The organism is Mesorhizobium tianshanense (assembly GCF_007830515.1).
GTDB classification, from domain to species: Bacteria; Pseudomonadota; Alphaproteobacteria; order Rhizobiales; family Rhizobiaceae; genus Mesorhizobium; species Mesorhizobium tianshanense.
Genome location: NZ_VLKT01000034.1, coordinates 56,343 through 79,313, shown reverse-complemented (window position 1 = coordinate 79,313; position 22,971 = coordinate 56,343). Strand labels below are relative to the sequence as shown.

Annotated in this window: 22 protein-coding genes and 1 riboswitch; of the genes, 8 read left to right on the top strand and 14 right to left on the bottom strand. The window is 65.3% G+C overall.

All coding sequences use genetic code 11. From position 1 onward, the window contains the following. Positions 1-2: 2 nt before the first annotated feature. Genes cobS through cbiE form a run of 6 tightly spaced genes read right to left on the bottom strand, consistent with a single transcriptional unit; the run spans position 3 to position 5,259 of the window. The gene (gene cobS, locus IQ26_RS24755) at positions 3-764 is read right to left on the bottom strand and encodes an adenosylcobinamide-GDP ribazoletransferase (protein ID WP_145720920.1); all 762 of its coding nucleotides are present in this window, start codon (positions 762-764) and stop codon (positions 3-5) included. Then, complete coding sequence (locus tag IQ26_RS24750) at positions 761-2,074, bottom strand: cobyrinic acid a,c-diamide synthase CobB (RefSeq protein WP_145720919.1); 1,314 nt, start codon at positions 2,072-2,074, stop codon at positions 761-763. The genes cobS and IQ26_RS24750 overlap by 4 nt, the downstream gene beginning before the upstream one ends. Beyond that, entirely contained in the window at positions 2,071-2,889 is an 819-nt protein-coding gene (gene cobA / locus IQ26_RS24745) for a uroporphyrinogen-III C-methyltransferase (RefSeq protein ID WP_145720918.1), read from the bottom strand. The genes IQ26_RS24750 and cobA overlap by 4 nt, the downstream gene beginning before the upstream one ends. Beyond that, on the bottom strand, positions 2,886-3,650 hold the full coding sequence (gene cobM / locus IQ26_RS24740; protein ID WP_145720917.1) for a precorrin-4 C(11)-methyltransferase: 765 nt from the start codon (positions 3,648-3,650) through the stop codon (positions 2,886-2,888). The genes cobA and cobM overlap by 4 nt, the downstream gene beginning before the upstream one ends. After that, positions 3,647-4,033, bottom strand: a complete 387-nt coding sequence (locus IQ26_RS24735; RefSeq protein WP_145720933.1) for a cobalamin biosynthesis protein — start codon at positions 4,031-4,033, stop codon at positions 3,647-3,649. Before IQ26_RS24735 ends, cobM begins: the two co-directional genes overlap by 4 nt. Then, a complete protein-coding gene (cbiE, locus tag IQ26_RS24730; RefSeq protein WP_145720916.1) occupies positions 4,030-5,259 on the bottom strand; it encodes a precorrin-6y C5,15-methyltransferase (decarboxylating) subunit CbiE in 1,230 nt (409 codons plus the stop codon). Before cbiE ends, IQ26_RS24735 begins: the two co-directional genes overlap by 4 nt. Before the next feature lie 154 nt (positions 5,260-5,413). Between cbiE and IQ26_RS24725 the strand changes: the two genes are divergently transcribed. Next, positions 5,414-6,178 (top strand): cobalt-precorrin-6A reductase, encoded by a 765-nt coding sequence (locus tag IQ26_RS24725; RefSeq protein WP_145720915.1) that lies wholly within the window; start codon positions 5,414-5,416, stop codon positions 6,176-6,178. Here IQ26_RS24725 and IQ26_RS24720 read toward each other — a convergent pair. The 8 genes from IQ26_RS24720 to IQ26_RS24685 form a co-directional block, all read right to left on the bottom strand. Then, the gene (locus IQ26_RS24720; protein WP_145720914.1) at positions 6,142-6,906 is read right to left on the bottom strand and encodes a precorrin-3B C(17)-methyltransferase; all 765 of its coding nucleotides are present in this window, start codon (positions 6,904-6,906) and stop codon (positions 6,142-6,144) included. The two genes, IQ26_RS24725 and IQ26_RS24720, sit on opposite strands and share 37 nt — an antisense overlap. Further along, complete coding sequence (locus IQ26_RS24715) at positions 6,903-7,664, bottom strand: precorrin-2 C(20)-methyltransferase (protein ID WP_145720913.1); 762 nt, start codon at positions 7,662-7,664, stop codon at positions 6,903-6,905. The genes IQ26_RS24720 and IQ26_RS24715 overlap by 4 nt, the downstream gene beginning before the upstream one ends. After that, entirely contained in the window at positions 7,661-8,293 is a 633-nt protein-coding gene (locus IQ26_RS24710) for a precorrin-8X methylmutase (RefSeq protein ID WP_145720912.1), read from the bottom strand. Before IQ26_RS24710 ends, IQ26_RS24715 begins: the two co-directional genes overlap by 4 nt. A 2-nt stretch (positions 8,294-8,295) precedes the next feature. Beyond that, entirely contained in the window at positions 8,296-9,642 is a 1,347-nt protein-coding gene (cobG, locus tag IQ26_RS24705) for a precorrin-3B synthase (protein WP_145720911.1), read from the bottom strand. Next, positions 9,639-13,304, bottom strand: a complete 3,666-nt coding sequence (locus IQ26_RS24700) for a cobaltochelatase subunit CobN (protein ID WP_145720910.1) — start codon at positions 13,302-13,304, stop codon at positions 9,639-9,641. Before IQ26_RS24700 ends, cobG begins: the two co-directional genes overlap by 4 nt. Positions 13,305-13,322: 18 nt before the next feature. Then, a complete protein-coding gene (gene cobW, locus IQ26_RS24695) occupies positions 13,323-14,360 on the bottom strand; it encodes a cobalamin biosynthesis protein CobW (protein WP_145720909.1) in 1,038 nt (345 codons plus the stop codon). Then, a complete protein-coding gene (locus IQ26_RS24690; RefSeq protein ID WP_145720908.1) occupies positions 14,357-14,791 on the bottom strand; it encodes a DUF1636 family protein in 435 nt (144 codons plus the stop codon). Before IQ26_RS24690 ends, cobW begins: the two co-directional genes overlap by 4 nt. A 37-nt stretch (positions 14,792-14,828) precedes the next feature. Continuing rightward, positions 14,829-15,032: riboswitch (cobalamin riboswitch) on the bottom strand. Between the two features lie 29 nt (positions 15,033-15,061). Then, positions 15,062-16,261, bottom strand: coding sequence for a winged helix-turn-helix domain-containing protein (locus tag IQ26_RS24685; protein ID WP_145720907.1), 1,200 nt, complete (start codon positions 16,259-16,261; stop codon positions 15,062-15,064). A 335-nt stretch (positions 16,262-16,596) separates the two neighbouring features. Here IQ26_RS24685 and IQ26_RS24680 point away from each other — a divergent pair, with 335 nt between their 5' ends. From IQ26_RS24680 to IQ26_RS24645, 7 genes are all read left to right on the top strand, one after another. Then, a complete protein-coding gene (locus IQ26_RS24680) occupies positions 16,597-16,962 on the top strand; it encodes an NADH-quinone oxidoreductase subunit A (protein WP_145720906.1) in 366 nt (121 codons plus the stop codon). Then, entirely contained in the window at positions 16,953-17,534 is a 582-nt protein-coding gene (locus IQ26_RS24675; RefSeq protein WP_027156092.1) for a NuoB/complex I 20 kDa subunit family protein, read from the top strand. Before IQ26_RS24680 ends, IQ26_RS24675 begins: the two co-directional genes overlap by 10 nt. An 8-nt stretch (positions 17,535-17,542) precedes the next feature. Then, entirely contained in the window at positions 17,543-18,145 is a 603-nt protein-coding gene (locus IQ26_RS24670; RefSeq protein WP_145720932.1) for an NADH-quinone oxidoreductase subunit C, read from the top strand. Between the two features lie 202 nt (positions 18,146-18,347). After that, positions 18,348-19,538, top strand: a complete 1,191-nt coding sequence (locus IQ26_RS24660; protein WP_145720904.1) for an NADH-quinone oxidoreductase subunit D — start codon at positions 18,348-18,350, stop codon at positions 19,536-19,538. Continuing rightward, on the top strand, positions 19,539-20,858 hold the full coding sequence (locus IQ26_RS24655; protein ID WP_145720903.1) for an NADH-quinone oxidoreductase subunit E: 1,320 nt from the start codon (positions 19,539-19,541) through the stop codon (positions 20,856-20,858). A 10-nt stretch (positions 20,859-20,868) separates the two neighbouring features. Then, positions 20,869-22,173, top strand: coding sequence for an NADH-quinone oxidoreductase subunit NuoF (nuoF, locus tag IQ26_RS24650; protein WP_145720902.1), 1,305 nt, complete (start codon positions 20,869-20,871; stop codon positions 22,171-22,173). 103 nt (positions 22,174-22,276) lie between these two features. Further along, positions 22,277-22,966 (top strand): NADH-ubiquinone dehydrogenase, encoded by a 690-nt coding sequence (locus IQ26_RS24645; RefSeq protein ID WP_145720901.1) that lies wholly within the window; start codon positions 22,277-22,279, stop codon positions 22,964-22,966. Positions 22,967-22,971 lie beyond the last annotated feature (5 nt).

Genomic DNA, 22,971 nt, shown 5'->3' with positions numbered 1-22,971 from the left:
AGTCAAGAAATGGAAACGGAAGCGACGAGCAGGATTGCGATCTCGACAAGCTGCTGCAGGGCACCGACCGTGTCGCCGGTCTGGCCACCGATCTGGCTGCGGCAAAGCGCACGGAAGGCGGCAAACAACAGGCCGAGCAGGACGAGCGCGAAAACGGCGCCACCAAACCCAAGCACGAGCAGCGCGACTGCGCCGAGCACGGCACCGATGCCAGCGGTTTCGGCCGAGACGGTGCCTGCATCGGCCGAGAGGCCGTCGCTGCGAGCCGGCGGCAACAGATGCATGAAGGCACCGAGCAGTCCGCGCGAAGCGGCATGCGCAGCTATAAGAGCCAAGAGGACTTGCGCCGTAGTGGCGAATTCCGAAAGCACGCTCCAGCGGATCAGCAGCGAGATGCCGAGCGCACAGGCGCCGTAGGCGCCGATGCGGCTGTCGCGCATGATCTCCAGTTTCCTGTCGCGCGTCTTGCCCCCGCCAAAGCCGTCGGCGACATCCGAAAACCCATCCTCGTGCAGACAGCCGGTGGCAAGCAAGGTTGCGGCAAGAGTCAGTGCCGCTGCCGGACCGGCGGCGAGGCCCAGCCAGGTTCCGGTGGCGTAGACCACAGCGCCGATCAGAGCGACGGCGAGACCAGCGATGGGCGCCGCCCATATCGCGCCTGCAAGGCTGCGGTCCCGAAAATCGACGACCGGCAGCGGCAGCCTCGTGAAGAAGACGAGGCAGAGTGCGATATCGCCAGGGATTTGCTTGGGCGAGGCGGTCATTCGCCTCTCGCAATGGCATGGAAGAACGTGCCGCTGACATGGCCGCGCCGGTAACCGGAGGCACCGAGCGGATTGCCTTGGCCGTCGGCGAGGTCGGCCAGCGGTTCGTCATTGCCGGTGGCAATCATCTGCGCATAGTGGAATTCATGGCCGCGGATCAGCGTGCCTTGGGGACCTAATGGGCAAGCGGCGCGCAGCCGCGCCTCGCGATAGCCGAGATTCATTTTTCGCTTGGCAAAACTGGTCGAATGACCGAGCAGGCCGAGCATCCTGTGCGTCTCGCCCGAGGCGTCCTCCAGCGCTTCGCCGAGCACCATGAAGCCGCCGCACTCGCCATGCACCGGCCTTGTTGCCGAAAACACCTCAATGCCGGCCCTGAAATTCGCAGCCGCTGCAAGGCGGCCGGCATGAAGCTCGGGATAGCCGCCGGGCAGCCAGCAGACATCGCAATTGTCGCGGGGCGCTTCGTCGGCGAGCGGCGAGAACGGGACGATTTCCGCACCGGCCTTGCGCCAATGCGCCGCGACATGCGGATAGAGGAAGGTGAAGGCGGCGTCTTCGGCCAGTGCGATGCGCTGACCGGGCGGCGGCAGCGCGTCGTCGAAACTGCCCGGCGCGGGGTCGAATGGTGCCGCCAACGCCATGATGGCGACGAGGTCGAGCGAGCGCTCGACCATATCGGCCAGACGGTCGAGATGCGCCATCAGATTCTCATATTCGCCGGCCTGGACGAGGCCGAGATGGCGCTCCGGCAGGTTCAGCGAGGGATCGCGCAGGATGGCGCCGACGACGGGCATGCCGAGCGCCTCGATCGCCTCGCTGCAAAGCCGGCGATGGCGTTCGCTGCCCAACCGGTTGAGCACGACGCCGGCCATCCGCATATCCGGGTCGTAGCTGGCAAAACCCTTGGCGACGGCTGCCGCCGTGGTCGACTGGCCGGAGACATCGAGCACCAGCAGCACCGGCAGGCCGTAGAGCCGCGCGAGGTCGGCGGCGGAGCCGGAGCGGCCCGGAGCAGCGGGTATGCCGTCGAACAGGCCCATCGCGCTTTCAAGGAAGATGAAATCGGCATCTTCGGTCGCGTTACTTGCCAGCGCATTCAATAACGCAGGCGGCATTGCCCAACTGTCGAGATTGACGCCGGACAGACCGGTGGCGGCGGTGTGGAAGCCGGGATCGATGTAGTCGGGGCCGGACTTGGCGCCGCGCACCTTCAGGCCGCGCCTGGCGAGCGCGCGCAAAATACCGATGGTGACGCTGGTCTTGCCCGAGCCCGAGCGCGGCGCACCGATGATGATTGCGCGGGTCATGGCTCACCTGCCAATGCCGCGCGCATCGCGACGATGCCGCCAACGACGATCAGCGCCGGTGAGGTCAAACCGGCTGCAGCCGCTTCCTCGGCGAGGGTGGCGAGCGTGGCGACGACGATACGCTCCTGCGGCGTCGTCGCGGCGACGATCACCGCCGCAGGCGTCGAAGGCGCCAGGCCGCCCTCAAGCAGCGCACCGGCGATCAGCGGCAGATTGGCCATGCCCATATAGACGACGATCGGCTGGCCGGTGCGGGCGATTGCCGCCCAGTCGAGATCGTCATCGGTGCCGGCGGCGTGGCCGGTCGCCAGGATCACCGCCTTGTTGATGCCGCGCATGGTGGCCGGGATACCGGCACCGGCAAGCGCGCTGAGCCCTGAAGTGAGACCGGGCAGGACGCGGAAGGGAATACCTTCCCGCGCCAGCGCCAGCGCCTCTTCGCCGCCACGGCCGAAAATATAGGGATCGCCGCCCTTCAGCCGGACGACGCGGCGGCCTTCGCGCGCCAGCCGGACCAGCAGAGCGGTGATGTCGTCCTGCTTCATCGATGGCTGGCCGCCGCGCTTGCCGGCATAGAAAAGCTCGGCGCCTTCGGCGACGGCGACGACGTCAGGCGAGACCAGCGCGTCGTAGACAAGGGCGTCGCACTGCCCAAGTGCCGCCAGCACTTCCAGCGTCAGGCAGCCGGGATCGCCGGGGCCGGCGCCGGCCAGCCAGACATGGCCCGGCTCCAACTGGCGCGGCTTGAAGTTCAGCCGGGCCAAAGCCTGTTCGACCGTCGCGTTTCCGCCCCTGTTTCCGGTGCCGTCGTTCACAATCCGTCCCGTCCGCGAAAACGCCGCTGGTAGTGGGCGTCGTAAAGTGAGCTCTCGCCAAAGCCTTCCGCCGCCAGCGAGCGGCCGACGAAGATGATCGCCGTGCGCTCCATCGGATCGGCGGCCAGTTGCGCCTCGATCGTCGCCAGCGTGCCGGTCAGCACGCGCTCGTCCGGCCAGGAAGCGCGGAAAACGACCGCCGCCGGACAGTCGGCGCCATAGAACGGCGTCAGCTCAGTGACAACGCGGTCGATGGCATGGATGGCGAGGTGGATGGCGAGCGTGGCGCCGGTGCGGCCGAAGCCGGCCAGGGTTTCGCCGGGCGGCATCTTTGACGCACGGCCGGAGATGCGGGTCAGCACCAGGCTTTGCGCGACTTCGGGAATGGTCAGTTCGCAGCGCAGCGCAGCGGCAGCAGCGGCGAAGGAGGGCACGCCAGGCGTCAGCGTATAGGGGATACCGTGCTTTTCCAGCCGGCGGATCTGCTCAGCGACTGCACTCCACACCGAGAGATCGCCGGAGTGGAGGCGCGCCACATCGTGGCCGGCCTGGTGGGCCGCCAGGTACTCGGCCTCGATCTCGTCGAGCGACATCGGCGCGGTATCGATCAGTTTGGTGCCGGGCGCGCAGTGCTGCAACAGTTCCGGCGCGACGATCGAGCCGGCATAGAGGCAGGCCGGGCAGCTTGCCAGCAGCCTGCTGCCGCGCAAGGTGATGAGGTCGGCAGCACCCGGTCCGGCACCGATGAAGTGGACGGTCATGCCGCGTCTCCACTGATGGCGATGGCGCAGGTGACCGGGCCGAGCACGGTGCGCGGCCCAAGCAGTTTCGCGGCTTGTCCGGCGGCGGCCAACGCGGAGGCTTCGGAAACCGACGGCGTGCCGGCGCGCTCCTGCGACAGATCTGAGTGGCTGATTGCGCGAGACGCCGCGGCCTTGAGCGCTGCGTCCTCGACAACGATCACTGGCAGGGCGAGCTCGCGCCCCGCGGAGAAGATTGCCGGCTCGTCCTGCTTCAGAGAAGCAGTTGCGAGCGCCGAAAGCGCCGTCATCGCCAGCCCATGCGTTTCCAACGCGCTTTCTATCGCTGCAAGCACCTCCTGCTGACTGACGCCCTTGCGGCTGCCGATGCCCGCGACCATCATGGTTTCACCCAGCTCCATTGGGTGATCGGCATGGCCGGCCGCCAGGCTTGCATCGAACCAACCGTCGAAGCACGGGATATAGCGATGCGGGTGAGATCACCACCGAGCGCGGCGTGGCGTGAAAGAAGCAGCGACTCCATTTCCAGGGTCACCGCGTTGGCGACAAGCCGACCGCCGGCGAGCAGGACACCAATGGCTGTTTCCAGCACGCCGGCATCGCTGCCGCCACCGCCGATGAAAATCGCATCCGGCGTTTCCAGCCCGGTAAGCGCCTGCGGTGCTGAACCCTCGACAACGGCAAGGCCGGGCACGCCGCAAGCGGAAGCGTTGCGGCGGATGCGGGCGGCGCGGGCCGGATCGGTTTCGATGGCAATCGCGCGCATCGAGGGATGGGCAAGCATCCATTCTATGCCAATTGAGCCCGACCCGGCGCCGATATCCCACAGCAATTCGCCGCGCCTTGGGGCGAGGGCGGACAGGGTGACTGCGCGGATCTCGCGTTTGGTGATCTGGCCGTCATGCTCGAACAAATGATCGGCAAGGCCCGAGGCCAGCGGCAGGATGCGTGCTTTCGAAATTGAGTCAACTTCGATTGCCAGCACGTTGAGCGGATTGATCTTTTCGAAGTCGAAGGCGTCGGCGCGCGCCGAGCGCAGCCTTTCGTTAGGACCGCCCAGCGCCTCCAAAATCGTCAGCCGCGAGGCGCCGAAGCCGACTTCGGTCAGCAGGCGTGCAATCGCCACCGGCGCGTCGCTGTCCGACGTCAGCGCGAGGATGCGGGCGCCCGGATGCAGCAGCGGCCGGATCAGGTCGAGCGGGCGGCCATGCAGCGAAATGGTCTCGACATCCTGCAGCGCCCAGCCGAGGCGGGCGGCAGCCAGCGAGATGGCCGAAGGGGCGGGGATGACGCGCATCTCTTCCACCGCAATTTTGCGGGCGAGGGTGACGCCGACACCGTGGAAGAATGGATCGCCCGAGGCCAGCACGCAGACGCGCCTGCCGGAAAGCGCCAGCACGTCGCGCATATCGGGATCGAACGGAACCGGCCAAGCGCGCGGCTCGCCCTTGGCCAGGGAAGCGACCAGCGCCAGATGCCGCTTGCCGCCGAAGATGACTTCCGCTTCGGCCATCAACCGCTTGGCCCCGTCGCCGAGACCCGCTAAACCGTCCTCGCCGATGCCGACGATTGTGAGCCATTTGGGCGTTGGCTGTTTATTATTTGACATGCCGCGCCGCCCCTCATCCACCTGCCGGCACCTTCTCCCCGTATAGTGACGGGGAGAAGGAAACTGGTCGAAACGCTGGCGTCCCCCTCTCCCCGTCATTCACGGGGAGAGGGTAAGGGTGAGGGGCTACTCGGCGTGGCCGATTGTGGTGCCAATGAAGCGAATTCTGATCCTCGGCGGGACTACCGAAGCCCGGCAATTGGCTGGAAAGCTGGCCGCGCGCGCCGATCTTGCGATCACGCTGTCGCTGGCTGGTCGCACCGAAAATCCTGTCGCGCAAGGCGTTCCCATTCGCATTGGCGGATTCGGCGGTGCTGATGGGTTGGCTGCCTGTCTCCAGGATATGCGTATCGATCTGCTCATTGACGCCACGCATCCCTATGCGGCGCAAATCTCCGCCAATGCGGCGGAAGCGGCGCATGAGACCGGCGTGCCGATCGTTGCGCTCAGGCGCCCAGGCTGGGAGCCTGCCGAAGGTGACCGGTGGACGCTGGTGGACAGTGTTGCCAGCGCGGTGACGGCGCTGGGCCCCGTGCCGCGCCACGCCTTCCTGGCTCTTGGCCGACAAGAGGTCGCCGCTTTCGAGGCCGCCCCTCAACATCACTATCTCATCCGCAGCGTCGATCCGGTCGAGCCGAGGCTTGCGGTGCCCGACGCGACCTATCTCTTGGCGCGCGGGCCATTTCGCGAGGCGGACGAGCATGCTCTGCTTCAGGAACACCATATCGACGTCGTCGTTTCCAAGAACAGCGGCGGCGAGGCGACCTACGGCAAGATCGCCGCAGCACGGGCGCTCGGCATCGAGGTGGTCATGATCCGCAGGCCGGCGCTGCCAGACGTTGCGTCGGCTGAGACCGTCGAATCCGTTGCCGCGATGATCGATCATTTCCTCGAGCCTGCTGCGGAACGCGGCGTGTAGACCAGCGTCGGTTTTTCACGGCGCTTGATGATCCTGGTTTCCGGCGAGCCGATGATGATGCAGGTTGCCATATCTGCCTTCTCGGCATCGGCGTCGGCCAGCAAATACACGTCGATGCGCTCGTCGGGACGGCCGGCGGCGCGACCGAAGATGACCGGCGTGGTGCCCGGCAGGATCGCCGTCAGGCATTCGAAGGCGCGGCCGAGCTGCCAGGGGCGCGCCTTGCTGATCGGATTGTAGAGCGCGATGACGAAACCGGCGCCCGCCGCCGCCAGCAGCCGCAGCTCGATCAGATCCCACGGCTTCAGATTGTCGGACAGCGAGATGGCGCAGAAATCATGGCCAAGCGGCGCGCCGATGCGGGCAGCGACCGCGAGCATGGCGGTGATGCCGGGCAGCATCGCCACGTCGACGGAATGCCATTCGGCCGGGCCGGCCTCGATCGCCTCGCAGACGGCCGCAGCCATGGCGAAGACGCCGGGATCGCCCCCCGAGACGACGGCGACATCGTGGCCTTGCGCGGCCTTTGCCAGCGCGTCCTTGGCGCGCGACAGCTCTTCGCGGTTGTCGGAAGCGACGCGGGTCTGGTCGGGGCGCAGGTCGAGCCGGTCGAGATACGGCTTGTAGCCGTAGAAGAATTTCGCCTCGGCGACGGCGCGGCTCGCTTCCGGTGTCACCTGGTCGGCATTTCCGGGCCCAAGGCCAATGACGGTCAGGCGGCCACTCATGCCTCGGCCTCCACCAACGCTTCGGGACGGCCGGACCAGCCGGCCACCAACACGATGGCGAAGTAGGGCGCCTTGTCGTCTTGTCTGTCGGCCAGCCGCATCGAGACGCCGCCCGACATGGTGCCGCGCTCGACATAGATGGCACGCGCCAGCTTGCCGGTCGCTTCCAGTGCGCGCCTGATCTTGGGCAGGTTGCGGCCAACCTTCATGATAACCGCGGCATCGGTGTCGGCGAGGCGGCGCGTCAGCTCGAATTCGCTCATCGTGCCCGGCAGCACCGTCAGCACGTCGTCGCCCTGGACGATCGGCAGGCCGGTCGCCGACCAGCAGCCGGACATGGCGGTGACGCCGGGGATGACCTCGGTTGGAAAGCGGTGCGCCAGCCTGACATGCAGATGCATATAGGAGCCGTAGAAAAGCGGGTCGCCTTCCGAAAGCACGGCGACCGTCCTGCCGGCGCTGAGATGTTCGGCGACCTTTTCGGCCGATTCTTCGTAGAAGTGCGTTATCTGCGACCGGTAATCGCTGTGATCCTTGTCGATTTCGGTCGTCACGGGATAGAGCAGCGGCAATTCAATCAAATCAGGACGAAAATGGTCGCCGACGATGGCGCGTGCGTTGCTGTTGTTGCCGCGCTTGGCGAAATGCGCAACCACATCGGCCTCGGCCAGCGCGCGCACCGCCTTCAGCGTCAGCAGTTCGGGGTCGCCAGGACCGGTGCCGACGCCAATGAGTCTACCTTTCGCAATCGCGTTCACAGGCCCGGCCTCGCCAGTGCGTTGAGTGCTGCAGCGGTCATGGCGCTGCCGCCCAACCTGCCGCGTACGATCGCGTAGGGCACGCCATAGGAATTTTCGGCCAGCGCGTCCTTCGATTCGGCCGCACCGACGAAGCCGACCGGCATGCCGATAATCGCTGCCGGTTTAGGTGCGCCGTCGCGCAGCCTTTCCAGCAGGTAGAAAAGTGCGGTCGGCGCATTGCCGATGGCGACGACCGAACCCGCCATGCGCTCGCCCCACAAGTCGATGGCCGCGGCCGAGCGGGTGTTGCCGATCTCCTTGGCGATTTCGGCGGTGCGCTGGTCGCGCAGCGTGCAGATCACATCGTTGCCGGCGGGCAACCGGGCGCGGGTGACGCCATGCGACACCATCTCGGCGTCGCAGAAGATCGGCGCGCCGGCTGACAGAGCCGTGCGCGCGGCGGCGACGAAATCCCCGGAGAAAACGAAATTCTGGGCAGCCTCGACCTCGCCGCAGGCATGGATCATGCGGATGGCGACGTCAGCCTCGGCATCGGAAAAGCGCGACAGGTCGGCCTCGGCGCGGATGATGGCGAAGGAGCGCTCGTAGATCGCCGTGCCGTCATGGATATAGTCGTAGGCGGCCATGCTCATTCCTGTCGGTAAGCCTCGGTGATACCGGCCGCGCCGAGCCTTGCCAGGCAGGCGGCGGCGGTCTCGCCTCGAAGTCGTGCGCTGCGGAGGGCTGCCGCGACGCGGCCGATGCCGCGCGCGGCGTCATAGCCCGGCCTGTATCCGGCGGGAAGGGCCTTCGCCGTCCCGTTGACGACAAGTCCGGCTCCGTTTTCGCCGCCGACCAGGGTAAGCGTCGCCGGGCCGGGATGCGCGCAGCCCTTGGCGCAGCCGGAAATGTGCAACGTAAGCGAGGAATCGAGGATGTCACGGTTCTCCGCCGCGATGGTCTCGGCGATGTCGCGCGTCGCGACCCGCCCGGAGGCGCAGGCCGGCATGCCGGGGCAGGCGGCGATGCGGGTGCGTGGGTCGGTGGGGGAGGTGACGAAGCCGAGGGTGGCTGCTGCTTGCTGGAGCGAGCGGCAGTCGGTCGGGGAGAGGCCGATGAAAAGCAGCGCGCGGCCCGGCGCCAGGCGGATTTCGGTAGCGCCGAGGGTGAGGGCGTGTTGTGCGAGGTCGATGAGCTTTTGCGCTGGCATACTGCCGAAGGGTAGTCCGATGCCGAGGGCGATGCCGGCTGCGGCCAAGTCGAAAACTCCGATGGGTTGGCGCTCCGTCGCGCCCCCCTCTGTCCTGCGCAGGACAGAGGGGGGCGCGAAGGAATGCCAGCTTTCGAGAGATCTTAGCTGCCTCTCCGTCAAATCCCTTGCATGGGCCTCGCGGCCTTTTTCTGCAATCATCCTCAGGATTGCGACGGCGATGTCGCGGGCCGCGTCTTCCCCGACCGTGACGAGCGGTTTCGCATTCTGCCCGTCTCCGGCAATGGATATGTTCCACTGGATCCTGGCGTTGGCCCGCACCGCAGCCAGCCTGACATCGGCCATCACTGTATCCAACGTCAGCCGTCCACCACCATCGACGATCACCGAAACCTTCGGACCAAGACGTTGCGCCAGCCCGGCGTCCTCGATGGCCTTGCGAATCCGCTCTGCCAGGGCGCGCGGGTCCGCAACCTCCTGGGGGTCGAAGCCCGCCAGCGGCCCTGTCTCCACCGGCACGCCGGTGCGCACGGCGATGCCCAGCGCGTCGACCTCCGTGGCCAGCAGCCGCGCGCTTGCCGGCGTCAGGCCGCGTATCTGCAGGCTGCCACGCGCGGTCACTTCCATGATGCCGTTGCCATGCCGCAACGCGGATTCGCCGAGTACGATCAACAGCTTCGGCCACAACCCTCCAGTGATGGGATTGAGCCGCACCAGAAGGCCGTCGCCGGTCTGCATCGGTGCTGCCAGAGCGGGGCAGGCGCCGCGTCGGGAGAAGGCGTTCATGCCGCCACCTCAAGCGCTTGTGCTTCGGCAATCAATGCGGCGAGATCGTCGTCGATGGAATTGCGCAGCGGGTGCCAGAGACCGCGCCGCCGTGCCGACAGGAAGCGTTCGGCGATGATTTTCGCGGCGGAAGGATTCTCGCGCAGGATGAAGGCGCGTACCAGGGGATCGCCGAGATAGGCGTCATGCACGGCCTCGATCAGTGCGCCCGAGATGGCACGGGTGGTCTCGGCAAAGCCGACCAGCCGGTCAACCGTCTCGGCGAATTCCGAAGCACCGCGCGGCCCGTGCCGCATCTGGCCTGATATGAAGCGGGGATTGACCGCGCGGGCGCGAACTACCCGGGAAACGGCTTCTCCGACCGAGCGCGGCCTCGGCTTCTGTGGGTCCGTGGTGTCGAGCACGATGACGTCGGCGTTCCTGCCGAGCGCCGCGAGCGCTGCCGAAAATCCGCCGATGAAGGCGACGTCGGCGGAACCTTCGAGAATGTCGCGGCCGGGGTCGTCTCCCGTATGGACGAGAAGGTCGGCCTCGGCGATACGATCCTCGAACGCGCCGGGCGCTGAGACGCCTTCGCCCTCGCCGCCGCCATAGGCATGCGAGGTGGCGTCGAGGTAGGCGCGGCCGATCTCTTCGCGCGCGGCCCAGTCGCCGCTCGACAATAAATCCTCGACGCCGGCGCCGTAAGTGCCGGGCGAGGTGCCGAAAATGCGCGGGCTGATCTTGCCATCCGCTCGGGTCCTTGCCGCGAGCGGGTTTTCCGAAGAGTCCTCGTCGCGGGCGGCGACGGCGTTGGCGGCAGCGTCGATCAGCGCGATCTGGGTCGGGAACATGTCGCGGAACAGGCCTGATATGCGCCAGGTGACATCGACGCGCGGGCGGCCGAGCGTGGCCGGCGGCAGCACCTCGATGCCGGTGACGCGGCCGGTGGCGGAATCCCATTGCGGCCGGCAGCCCATCAGCGCCAGGCCCTGCGCGATCTCCTCGCCGCCGGTGCGCAGCGAGGCCGAGCCCCAGAGGTCGATGACAAGCGAGCGCGGCCAGTCGCCATGCGATTGCGTGTAGCTGCGCAAGACCTCGTCGGACGCCGCCCTGCCGAGATCGAAGGATGTCGGCGTCGGCATGGTACGCGGGTCTGATGTGAACAGGTTGCGGCCGGTCGGCAGCACATCGCGCCGGCCGCGCGCCGGCGCACCGGCCGGTCCGGCAGCCACATGGCGGCCGTCGAGGGCGCCAAGCAGTGCTGCCTTCTCGGCCGCCGCACTCTGCTCGCGCTGCGGATCGGCCTCGCCCGCGCCTTCCCCCCTGGGCGAGCGGCCATAGATATGAAGGCCGTCCTTGATGGCGAAATCCTTGAGATCGCAGAGCCAGGCGTCTATGCGGCGCAACGCTTCGTCGGGCGCGTCGGTTTTGGCAACGCCGGCCTCGGAAGCGAGGCCGGTCTTTTGCGCGGTTTCGACGATCAGCTTCGCCAGACGGTCGCGGCGGCGGCGGTCGAGACCGTCGGCCTGGGCATATTCGTCGACCAGCCGCTCAAGCTTGTGCTGGCTCTCGTCCAACCCGGCGCCGGTCAGCGGCGGCGGCAGATGGCCGAGGGTGACAGCGGCAATGCGCCGCTTGGCTTGCGCTGCCTCTCCCGGGTTGGAGACGATGAAGGGATAGATGACGGGCAGCGGACCGGTGACGATCTCCGGAAAACAGGTTTCGCTCAGCGCCACCGTCTTGCCGGGCAGCCATTCCAGCGTGCCATGGGCGCCGACATGGACGAGGGCGTGGATGCCGAGCGACTTGCGCAGCCAGAGACCAAAGGCGATCAGCGCATGGCGCGGCGGCAGCGTCGGGTCGTGATAGTCGGCGCGACGGTCGACTGAGCGCCCGCGATCGGGGGCGAGCGCCACGGTGATGTTGCCGAAGGTGGCGGCGCGGAAGGGGAATTGCCTGTTGGTTGCCGGACTCGAATGTTGGTGTTCCTTCGCGCCCCCCTCTGTCCTGCCGGACATCTCCCCCACTTGGGGGGAGATTGCGCCCTCATCTCTGCTTTCGCCAATCTCCAACACTGCAGGAAGAGAGCCGGCAATGGATCTGCCAATCTCCCCCCAAGTGGGGGAGATGTCCGGCAGGACAGAGGGGGGCGCATTGAGGTTAGCTTCGTCATTAGCTCTACCCCACGCAGCCTCCACAGCGTTGTGCGCAGCTTCGGGCAGTTCGATCGAAAACGCGAGGTAATCTCGCAAGGCGAGGCCATGGTTTCCAAGCTCCAGCCTCTCCAGCAAATCACGCGGCGTTTGCGGAATTCCTTCAACGGCGTAGCCCTGTTCGCTCAGGTCGTGCAGCATGGCCAGCACGCTGGACGGCACGTCGAGGCCGACGGCATAGCCGGTGCGGCCGGGGGCGCTCGGATAGTCGGGGATCAGGATGGCGAGCTTGCGCTCCGCGCGCGGCGTTCGCTGCAGGCGGATGAAGGCTTCGACACGGTTCGCCACCTGCGCGATGCGATCCGGCTCCGGCCGGTTGGCGAAGGCGCGGAAGGCCAATGCCGGGTCGGTCTCGCTTTCGCCCTTGAAGGAAATGGCGCCGGCAAGGATGCGGCCGTCGAGCTCCGGCAACACGACATGCATGGCGAGGTCGGCTGGCGCCAGGCCACGCTGGTTCTCTTGCCAAATGTCACGGCGCGTCGTGGCGACGATGACCTGGAACACCGGCACTCCGGTGCGGTCGAACAGGGTTTCGATGCCGGGTTCGGCGCCGGAGGCGAAGGCCGTGGCGGTGATGATGGCGGCAGGCTTCAGCGCGGCCAGTGCGGTTTCGACAAAAGCGAGCGATGCCGGGTCTTTTAGGCTGGATACGAAGATAGGGGCAGGGGCCATGCCACGCTGCCTGAGCGCCTCAAAAAGGGCGTCGATGGGCGCGACATCTGCGGCCAGCAGCATCGAGCGGTAAAATAGAATTGGCACGACGTCCCCATCCCCCTCGTGGGAAGGGTGGCCCGCAGGGCCGGGTGGGGTCGTTGCGGCAGCGCTCGGCGTCGTTTTCTGTCGGCGCGCTTCAGAGAGGACCCCCCCCCCGGCCTGCGGCCGGACCCTCCCCACGAGGGGGAGGGGGACGACACCGCGGCCCGGCTCGTAGTAGCCCGCTTTCGGCACGCTGACCGGCTCGTCAACCGCCGTATCCGAACCCGCCAGTCGCGCCAGCCTCTGCACCAGCGCCTTCATATTTGCCGGCCCGCCCTCGCGGAAATAGCCGAGCAGCGCGTCGAGCTCCTCGCGCGGCAGCGTCGAGCCTTCGATCAGCCGCAGATCCTCATCGCGACATTCGCCGGGCAGCAGCGCCAGTTTTATGCCGCGCTCGCGCGCAGTCGAGGCAAGCTGGTCGCAGCCGTAGCGCCACCAGTCGTAGCCACCGAGAATGCGAACCAGAATAACCTTGGCGTGCCGGGCGACACTGTCGATCCAGAGATCGACGGACATCGGATGGCGCAGATCGCGCAAAGCCGCCAGCCGCATCGATGGCAGGCGATCCGCATCCGCCTTCCACGCCGCCGCCAACCCGGCCAGATCGCTGTCGGTGAAGGACAGCGCCACGATGTCCGCCGGCGTCTGCCTGAGATCGACCAGCTCGGCGAGATCGTCGAGCGAGGCGGATGTTGTGGTGAGGATGTGCATCGCGGTTTGTGCTTTGCCTCAGCCGGCGAGGATACGTTCGATCGCCGGGCGGTTCAGCCCTTTCAGGCCGATGACGACGAGGCGCGAGCGGCGGTCGTCCTCAGCGGTCCAGGCGCGGTCGTAATAGTGATTGACGCGCGGGCCGACGGCCTGCAGCAGGAGCCGCATCGGCTTGCCGCCGACCTCGACGAAGCCTTTCACGCGCAGCACGTTTTCTTCCTCAGCAGCGGTGGCGACGCGTTTTGCCAACTCGTCCGGGTTGGAGACGGAGGCGATGTCGATAACGAAGGAGTCGAAATCGTCATGCTCGTGGTCGAGTTCGTCGTCGTGGTGGGTCTTGCGGTTCTCGATGTCGTCCTCGACGGCGAGGCCGAGACCGAGCAGCACAGATGGATCGACCTTGCCCTGCGAGGTCGGCACGATCTTGACGGCGCGCGCGGCGTGCTCGCCGATGATGGCATTGGCGCGGGCCGAGCCGGCGGCGTCCATCAAATCGCTCTTCGACAATATGATCAGGTCGGCACAGGCGAGCTGATCCTCGAACACCTCCTCGACCGGATCGTCGTGGTCGAGGGTCTCGTCCTGAGCCCGTTGCGCCTGCAAGGCGTCCATATCGTTGGCGACACGGCCTTCGGCCAACGCCGGTCCGTCGACCACGGCGATGACGCCGTCGACTGTCACGCGGCTTTTCACTGTCGGCCACTGAAAGGCCTGGACTAGCGGCTTGGGCAAAGCGAGGCCGGAGGTTTCGATCAGGATATGGTCGACCCTCGGCGACAGCGACAGGATCTGGTCGAGCGCCGGGACGAAATCGTCGGCGACGGTGCAGCAGATGCAGCCATTGGCCAGCTCGACGACGTTTTCCTCAGGACAGGTGTCGATGCCGCAGCCCTTGAGGATCTCGCCATCGATGCCGACGTCGCCGAATTCGTTGACGATGATGGCCAGACGCTTGCCCCCGGCGTTTTCGAGCAGATGGCGGATGAGCGTCGTCTTGCCGGCGCCGAGGAAGCCGGTGACGACGGTGCAGGGCACGCGGGAGACGGAAGCGGTCATGTCAGGTCCTTCAAAAGGTCGAGGGGAGGGATGCGGGCAACGAGGCCGCGCTTCAGGCAATCGGGGCGGCCGCGCCAAGGAATGAGGCCGTCCGTCGAGGTGGCGAAGAGCTTTGCGCCGGCGACGAGATCGGCGCCGCTTGTCGCGGTCAGGTCGCCGAAGACATAGCTCCAGCAGCCATCGCGCAAAATCGCGGCGCTGAGCCGGCGCTTGCAGTTGCCGAGGCATTCGACGGTACGGATACGGATATTTTCGCCGGAAGCGGCGCGGCGCGTGTCTTCGGCAAGCAGTTCGCCGGCGCGAGGATGGCCATCGGAGCCGGTTTCATCGCGGCAGGAGGCGCAGACGATCACCGTGACGCCGGCCAAGGCATCACTGTCGCCGGACAATATGTCCGCTGTCTCAGCCGAAAAACTGCTGTCGCGTTCCAAATCAGGCTCCTTGCCCGGAAAACCCGCCAGGCGATCGGATACTTTGTCCTAGACGGCAGGTCTCCTGGCTCGCGGGTCATCGCCTTGGTGCCGCCTTCCCGGGACCGTCCCAGTGGTTTTCGGCCTTGGCTCGTCGCTTACAGTTGCGGGGACAGCCGCGGATTTGAAATCGGGATTTCGCACCGCATTCCCTCTTGGCCCTTGCCGTTGCGGGCAGGGGACCGTCTGGACCGGATTTAGGCTCTTGTGGGCAGCGGTGTCAACGCACGTCTACGACGCGGCAACGTCGGCAAGCGGTTGGCCCAGGTCACCCGCAGGCGTCACCTCGATGCGTTCGAGCCCGAGCCAACCCTGCATCAGCTTCAACTCCTCGAAGAGTTCGGCGGCGGTTTGCGGCGGGGCGCCGGGTTCGGCATAGGCGGCATGGACGCGCAGCACGTCGGCGGGGCGGTCTGCCTTGAGGTCGATGCGCGCCACGATCCTTTCGCCGACCAGGAACGGCAGCACGTAATAGCCGTATTGGCGCTTTTCGGCCGGCGTGTAGATCTCGATGCGATAGCGGAAGTCGAACAGTCTTTCCGTACGCGTCCGTTCGAAGACAACCGGATCGAACGGGGCGAGCAGCGCGCGTGCCTCAATCTTGCGCGGAAAACGGGCGTCCTTGTGAAGATAGGCAGGCTTGTCCCAGCCTTCGACGCGAACCGGCAAAAGATCGCCCGCCTCGACCAGTTCCTCGATGCGGCCCTTGATGTCGGCCGGCGAGAGACGGAAATAGTCGCGCAGGTCGCCCGCTGTCGCGACGCCATGGGCGCGGGCGGAGATGCGCAGCAATTCGCGGTGCGCATCCTCAGGCGAGGGCACCGGCAGGCCAAGTATCGCCGGCGGCAGTACGCGCTCCGGTAGATCATAAAGTCGCTCGAAGCCACGACGCGACGCCGTGGTGATACGGCCGGCCCAGAACAGCCATTCGAACGCGTGTTTGGCGTCGCTCCAGCCCCACCAGCCGCCCGAGCCCTTCTGGCCTTCAAGAGCCGATGCGGCGATCGGCCCGCGCGACACAACCTCGCGGTAAATATCTTCAATGTAAGCGGCGCGTTCGCGCCCCCACTTGGCCAGCCCGTTATACATTTCCTCGCCACGTTCGGCCCGCTCCATGCGCCAGCGCATCAGTGGATAGGTCTCGACCGGCAGAAAGGAGGCTTCGTGCGCCCAATACTCGAAGACCCTGCGCTTGCGCGTCACGGCGGCGTTGTCGAGCAGCGCAAGCGGGTAGGGGCCAAGCCGCGAATAGAGCGGCATATAATGGGCGCGCACCACCGCGCTGACGGAATCGATCTGCAGCAGGCCGGTCCGGGCGAGCACACGTGCCAGATGGCGGCGATCGGGAGTGCTGTTAGGGCGAGGATCGGCAAACCCCTGTGCGGCAAGCGCGATGCGCCGGGCCATGGCGAGCGAGATCTTTTCCTTCATGCAGACGGCACTCTGTTGGCGTTCGACCAAGGTGGGAGCGATGATTCCGCGCCATGCTAGCAGGGTTTTGGCGGCATCTATGTCAGGAGAGAAAAGTGGAGTAAAAAATGAAGGAAATCAAACAGGAGCGGATCGGACCAGTTTATCCGGATATGCCGTCCGGCACCCGTGTTTTGAACAAGGTTTGACTTGCTTCGCCGAAAGCGCTGCGCTAACCCTCGCCGCGTTGCAGCATAGAGCCTCCTAAAACGGTTCAGTGGTTAAACTGTCGCGCTTCCGCAAGTGGGTCCGGTGCTGTAATCAGAGTGGATTGGCCGCCAACGGAAAGCTGCAGCATGAACGCATTGTTGAGTTCGTACCTGCCCATCGTCCTGTTCATCGGCGTGGCGCTGGTCGTCGGCCTGGCGCTGCTTGCGGCGCCGTTCCTGGTGGCCTACCGCAATCCCGATCCGGAAAAGCTTTCCGCCTACGAGTGCGGCTTCAACTCGTTCGACGACGCCCGCATGAAGTTCGACATCCGCTTCTACCTGGTGTCGATCCTGTTCATCATCTTCGATCTGGAAGTGGCCTTCCTGTTTCCGTGGGCAGTGTCCTTCAGCCAGGTCGGCATGCTCGGTTTCTGGTCGATGATGGTGTTCCTGGCGGTGCTGACCATCGGCTTTGCCTATGAATGGAAGAAAGGAGCGCTGGAATGGGATTGAGCGACAATTCCGGCACGCTCGTCGCGCCTAAGCCAAAAGGTATTCTCGACCCCAGCACTGGAAAGCCGGTGGGGGCGAATGATCCCTTCTTCCTCGAAATCAACAACGAGCTTGCCGACAAGGGTTTTCTCGTCACCTCGACCGAGGCGCTGATCACCTGGGCGCGCAGCGGCTCGCTGATGTTCATGACCTTCGGTCTCGCCTGCTGCGCGGTCGAGATGATCCATACCTCGATGCCGCGCTATGACTCGGAGAGGTTCGGTGTTGCTCCTCGCGCGTCTCCGCGCCAGTCCGACATCATGATCGTCGCCGGCACGCTGACCAACAAGATGGCGCCGGCGCTGCGCAAGGTCTACGACCAGATGCCGGAGCCGCGCTACGTCATCTCAATGGGCTCCTGCGCCAATGGCGGCGGCTACTACCACTATTCCTATTCGGTGGTGCGCGGCTGCGACCGCGTCGTGCCGGTCGACATCTATGTGCCCGGTTGTCCGCCGAGTGCGGAAGCGCTGCTCTACGGCATCCTTCTGTTGCAAAAGAAGATCCGCCGCACCGGCACGATCGAGCGGTGAGCGGGATGATGAAGCTGTCGTTGAATGAACTCTCGACCTATCTGGGCGAGAAGCTGAGCGGCCGGGTCGGCGATGCAGTGTTTGCCTACGGCGAACTCACCATCTCTGTCGAGCCGCACGATCTGATCGAGGTGGTGACCTTCCTGCGCGACGATAAAAACTGCCAGTTCATCTCGATCATCGACGTATGCGGCGCCGATTATCCGTCGCGGGCCAAGCGCTTCGACGTCGTCTATCACCTGCTGTCGCCGAAGCAGAATATTCGCATCCGCATCAAGGTCCAGGCCGACGAGGAGACGGTGGTGCCGTCGATCACCGGCGTTTACCCCGGCGCCGACTGGTTCGAACGCGAAACCTACGATCTCTATGGCGTGCTGTTCTCAGGCCATCCCGATCTGCGGCGGATTTTGACCGATTACGGCTTCGAGGGTCATCCGCTGCGCAAGGATTTTCCGCTGACGGGTTTCGTCGAGGTGCGCTACGACGACGAGGCCAAGCGGGTCATCTATGAGCCGGTGGAGTTGAAGCAGGAATTCCGCAATTTCGATTTTCTCTCGCCATGGGAAGGGACGGATTACGCCCTGCCAGGCGACGAGAAGGCGAAGCAGTGAGGGGGAACAGATGGGCAGCTTCTCGGTTTTTCATTGGCTTATCTTATTGATTTTTTGCGCATTACTGATCGTGCCGTACTGGCGGATCTTTCCGAGGGCTGGTTGGCCGTCCGCGCTAAGTATCCTGATGGTTGTGCCGCTTCTGAATTTCGTTCTTTTGTGGGTTTTGGCCTTCAAGAAATGGCCTGGAGACGCATAAGCCGTGGCTGAAACCTCCGTTCGCAACTTCAACATCAATTTCGGCCCGCAACATCCGGCGGCGCATGGCGTTTTGCGCCTCGTGCTGGAGCTCGATGGCGAGGTCGTCGATCGCGTCGATCCGCATATCGGGCTGTTGCATCGCGGCACGGAAAAGCTGATCGAAGCCAAAACCTATCTGCAGGCCGTGCCTTATCTCGATCGGCTCGACTATTGCGCGCCGATGAACCAGGAGCATGCCTTCGCGCTGGCCGCAGAGCGGCTGCTCGGCATAGAGGTGCCGAAGCGCGGCCAGCTCATCCGCGTGCTGTACAGCGAGATGGGCCGCATCATGTCGCACATCCTCAATGTGACGACGCAGGCGATGGATGTCGGCGCGCTGACGCCGCCTCTCTGGGGCTTCGTCGAGCGCGAAAAGCTGATGGTGTTCTATGAACGGGCCAGCGGCTCGCGCATGCATGCGGCCTATTTCCGGCCCGGCGGCGTCCATCAGGACCTGCCGCAGAAGCTGGTCGAGGATATCGGCAAGTGGATCGATCCGTTCCTGAAATCGCTCGACGACCTCGACGCACTGCTCACCGGAAACCGTATCTTCAAGCAGCGCAATGTCGATATCGGCACGGTGTCGCTGGCCGACGCCTGGGCCTGGGGCTTTTCGGGCGTCATGGTGCGTGGTTCGGGCGTCGCCTGGGACCTGCGCAAGTCGCAGCCCTATGAATGCTATGCCGAGATGGATTTCGACATTCCGGTCGGCAAGAACGGCGATTGCTACGATCGTTACCTCGTGCGCATGGAAGAGATGCGCCAGTCGGCCAAGATCATGCGCCAGTGCGTCGACGTGCTGCTCGGCAAGGAAGGCAGCGGGCCGGTGTCGAACCTCGACGGCAAGGTTGTGCCGCCAAAACGCCAGGCAATGAAGCGCTCGATGGAAGCGCTGATCCATCATTTCAAGCTCTACACCGAAGGCTACCGCGTGCCGGCGGGCGAGGTCTATGCGGCGGTCGAAGCGCCGAAGGGTGAGTTCGGCGTCTATCTGGTCTCGGACGGCACCAACAAGCCCTACCGCTGCAAGCTGCGCGCGCCCGGCTTCGCGCATCTCCAGGCCATGGATTTCCTGTGTCGGGGCCACATGCTGGCCGACGTCACCGCCGTGCTTGGCTCCCTCGACATCGTGTTTGGTGAGGTCGATCGCTAAATGTCAGTCCGCCGTCTCGCAGAAGCCAGCCTCCAGCCAGCCGCCTTCGCCTTCAACCGGGCGAATGCGGCAGCGGCGAAGCAATGGATCAAGAAGTATCCGAAGGGCCGCGAGCAGTCGGCGATCATCCCCTTGCTGATGCTGGCGCAGGAGCAGGAAGGCTGGGTGACCAAGGCGGCGATCGAGACGATCTCCGACATGCTCGGCATGCCCTACATCAGAGGGCTCGAAGTCGCGACCTTCTACACGCAGTACCAGCTCAATCCGGTCGGCACCCGCGCGCATATCCAGGTCTGCGGCACCACGCCCTGCATGCTGCGCGGCTCGGAAGCGCTGATGGATGTCTGCCGCTCGAAAATCCATCACGACCAGTTCCACACCAACGACAAGGGCACGCTGTCGTGGGAAGAGGTCGAATGCCTCGGCGCCTGCGTCAACGCGCCGATGGTGATGATTTTCAAGGACACGTTCGAGGACCTGACGCCGGAGCGGCTCGCCGAGATCATCGACCTCTATGATGCCGGCAAGGGCGCCTCGGTGATGCCGGGGCCGCAGAATGGCCGCATCACGTCCGAGCCGATTACCGGTCTGACGACGCTGAAGAGCGAAAAGGCAATTTTGAAGACGACTCGCGACAGGGGAGCCAAGGCGGCAGCGAAAGCCGCCCAGGCAGCGCCGGAGGCCATAGTCGCTACGGTTGCGCAGGCACCGGCTGCCCCCGTTGCACCGTCGAAAGCCAGCAAGCCGAAGACCGATGCGCCCGAAACCAGCCCGGCGCTGAAGTCGCCTTCGCCGGTCAAGGTGGCGCCGGCCGCGGAGAAGGCGGCGAGCGTCGCCGCGCCGCGGCATTCGGCGGCCAACGCCAACAAGGCCGCGCCGGAGGTCGAAAAGGTCTCTAAACAGCGCAGCGGTCCCAAGACCAAGGCTGAGCCAGCGGCTGCTTTCAAGGCGCCGGAAGCCAAGGGCGCGCAGCTCGGCGCGGCCGCCAAGACGACCAATGCCAAGACGACCAGTGCCAAGACGGGCAAGCCCTCGCTCGAGGACAAGAACCGCCCGGCCGGCATCGCAAAGCCATCGCTGGTCGACGACCTCAAGCTGATCTCGGGCGTCGGCCCGAAGATCGAAGGCATTCTGCATTCGCTGGGCATCTTCACTTACACGCAGGTCGCGTCCTGGAAGAAGGCCGAGCGCGACTGGGTGGATGGCTATCTCAGCTTCCACGGCCGCATCGAGCGCGAAGACTGGGTCAAGCAGGCCAAGGCGCTCGCCAAGGGCGGGGTCGCCGAATATATCCGCGTCTTCGGCAAGAAGCCGGTCTGAGGAACGAACAATGCTTCAGGACAGAGACCGCATCTTCAACAACATCTACGGCCGCTTCGACAAGTCGCTGGCCGGCGCGATGGCGCGCGGCGCCTGGGACAATACGCCAGGCATCATCGCCAAGGGGCGCGATTGGATCGTCAACGAGATGAAGGCATCAGGCTTGCGCGGACGCGGCGGCGCCGGCTTCCCGACCGGGCTGAAATGGTCGTTCATGCCCAAGCAGAGCGACGGCCGGCCGAGCTATCTCGTCGTCAATGCCGACGAATCCGAGCCCGGCACCTGCAAGGATCGCGACATATTGCGCCATGACCCGCATACGCTGGTTGAAGGCTGCCTGATCGCCGGCTTCGCCATGGGGGCGGTTGCCGCCTACATCTACGTGCGCGGCGAGTTCATCCGTGAGCGCGAGGCGCTGCAGCGCGCCATCGACGAGGCCTATGAGGCCAAGCTGATCGGCAAGAACAACACCTCCGGCTACGATTTCGACATCTACATGCATCACGGCGCCGGCGCCTATATCTGCGGCGAGGAAACGGCGCTGCTCGAAAGCCTCGAGGGCAAGAAGGGCCAGCCGCGGCTGAAGCCGCCATTCCCGGCTAATGTCGGCCTCTATGGCTGCCCGACGACGGTCAACAATGTCGAGTCGATCGCCGTGGCGCCGACCATCCTGCGCCGCGGCGCGGCCTGGTTCTCGTCCTTCGGCCGGCCCAACAATGTCGGCACCAAGCTGTTCTGCATCTCCGGCCACGTTAACAATCCGTGCACCGTCGAAGAGGCGATGTCGATCCCGTTCCGCGAGCTGATCGAGACGCATTGCGGCGGCATTCGCGGCGGCTGGGACAATCTCCTGGCGGTCATTCCGGGCGGCGCTTCGGTGCCGCTGGTGCCGGCGGAGCAGATTATCGACGCGCCGATGGATTTCGATGCGTTGCGTGACCTGAAATCGGGCCTCGGCACGGCGGCTGTCATCGTCATGGACAAGTCGACCGATATCGTGAAGGCGATCGCGCGGCTTTCCTACTTCTACAAGCACGAGAGCTGCGGCCAGTGCACGCCGTGCCGCGAAGGCACCGGCTGGATGTGGCGGGTGATGGAGCGGCTGGTGCGCGGCGAAGCGCAGAAGCGCGAGATCGACATGCTGCTCGACGTGACCAAACAGGTCGAAGGCCACACGATCTGCGCGCTGGGCGATGCGGCGGCGTGGCCGATCCAGGGCCTCATGCGGCATTTCCGCGGCGAGGTGGAGCGGCGCATCGACGAGTTTTCGCGCAACGCGCACCGGGCAGAGCCGGTGATGGCGGCGGCGGAGTAAGAATTCGAAATACGGGCTGACGCCCGATTTGGAATACGGGCAAAAGGCCCGATTTGAGGAAACAGGCTCGGGGCAAACGGAAGAATCGACCAGGAGACCACCTATGTCGCTGTATTCGAGACCCGATCATTTGATGCCAGATTTGGACCCGTTCGAGAAGATGAACCAGGATCTGACCAGGATGATGCCGAAGGAGATGGCGAGCGCCGTCAATCTCTTGGCGCACCCTGTCGCGGGTGCGGCAGCGATGTCGGCGCTTGGCATCGGGCTTGCCAACCACGCCTTTGGCGTGTGGATGGGTGCGCTCTCGGGCGCCGCCGAGGCTTCGCAGCGGCTTTTCCAGCCGATCGTCGACGATTTCGAGACCAGGACCGAACGCTTTTCGGAAACAGGAACGAGCTCCTCGACCAAGGCGCGCGCGGCGGCGAAAACCTTGATCGCCGAGGCGCAGTCCTTCGCCAGGGACGTGAATGACATAGCGGCGAACAGCATGGATGATGCACGTAACGTGGCGGATGTGGATGCCGCACCCGCCGGGTTGATGCCCGAGGATTTCAAGCAGCCCAAGGCCATGGACCGTCCGGCAAAGCCGGCCGACCTCAAGGCGATATCGGGCATCGGGCCGAAGCTGGAAAAGGTGCTGAACGGCTTGGGCATCTGGACGTTCGGCCAGATCGCGGCATGGACGCCGGAAGAGATCGCCTGGGTCGACGATTATCTGTCGTTCAAGGGCCGCATCGATCGCGACGACTGGCTTGGCCAGGCGGCGGCGTTGGCCAGGGCCAAACATTGAATTCA

Bases quoted from the DNA above. Each gene is read 5' to 3' on its own strand.
- cobS (WP_145720920.1), bottom strand. From the start codon at position 764: ATGACCGCCTCGCCCAAGCAAATCCCTGGCGATATCGCACTCTGCCTC.
- cobG (WP_145720911.1), bottom strand. From the start codon at position 9,642: ATGAACGCCTTCTCCCGACGCGGCGCCTGCCCCGCTCTGGCAGCACCG.
- IQ26_RS24700 (WP_145720910.1), bottom strand. From the start codon at position 13,304: ATGCACATCCTCACCACAACATCCGCCTCGCTCGACGATCTCGCCGAG.
- IQ26_RS24750 (WP_145720919.1), bottom strand. From the start codon at position 2,074: ATGACCCGCGCAATCATCATCGGTGCGCCGCGCTCGGGCTCGGGCAAG.
- IQ26_RS24720 (WP_145720914.1), bottom strand. From the start codon at position 6,906: ATGAGTGGCCGCCTGACCGTCATTGGCCTTGGGCCCGGAAATGCCGAC.
- IQ26_RS24670 (WP_145720932.1), top strand. From the start codon at position 17,543: ATGAAGCTGTCGTTGAATGAACTCTCGACCTATCTGGGCGAGAAGCTG.
- IQ26_RS24655 (WP_145720903.1), top strand. From the start codon at position 19,539: ATGTCAGTCCGCCGTCTCGCAGAAGCCAGCCTCCAGCCAGCCGCCTTC.
- cbiE (WP_145720916.1), bottom strand. From the start codon at position 5,259: ATGTCAAATAATAAACAGCCAACGCCCAAATGGCTCACAATCGTCGGC.
- nuoF (WP_145720902.1), top strand. From the start codon at position 20,869: ATGCTTCAGGACAGAGACCGCATCTTCAACAACATCTACGGCCGCTTC.
- IQ26_RS24735 (WP_145720933.1), bottom strand. From the start codon at position 4,033: ATGATGGTCGCGGGCATCGGCAGCCGCAAGGGCGTCAGTCAGCAGGAG.
- IQ26_RS24725 (WP_145720915.1), top strand. From the start codon at position 5,414: ATGAAGCGAATTCTGATCCTCGGCGGGACTACCGAAGCCCGGCAATTG.
- IQ26_RS24680 (WP_145720906.1), top strand. From the start codon at position 16,597: ATGAACGCATTGTTGAGTTCGTACCTGCCCATCGTCCTGTTCATCGGC.
- IQ26_RS24675 (WP_027156092.1), top strand. From the start codon at position 16,953: ATGGGATTGAGCGACAATTCCGGCACGCTCGTCGCGCCTAAGCCAAAA.
- IQ26_RS24710 (WP_145720912.1), bottom strand. From the start codon at position 8,293: ATGGCCGCCTACGACTATATCCATGACGGCACGGCGATCTACGAGCGC.
- IQ26_RS24685 (WP_145720907.1), bottom strand. From the start codon at position 16,261: ATGAAGGAAAAGATCTCGCTCGCCATGGCCCGGCGCATCGCGCTTGCC.
- cobM (WP_145720917.1), bottom strand. From the start codon at position 3,650: ATGACCGTCCACTTCATCGGTGCCGGACCGGGTGCTGCCGACCTCATC.
- IQ26_RS24645 (WP_145720901.1), top strand. From the start codon at position 22,277: ATGTCGCTGTATTCGAGACCCGATCATTTGATGCCAGATTTGGACCCG.
- cobW (WP_145720909.1), bottom strand. From the start codon at position 14,360: ATGACCGCTTCCGTCTCCCGCGTGCCCTGCACCGTCGTCACCGGCTTC.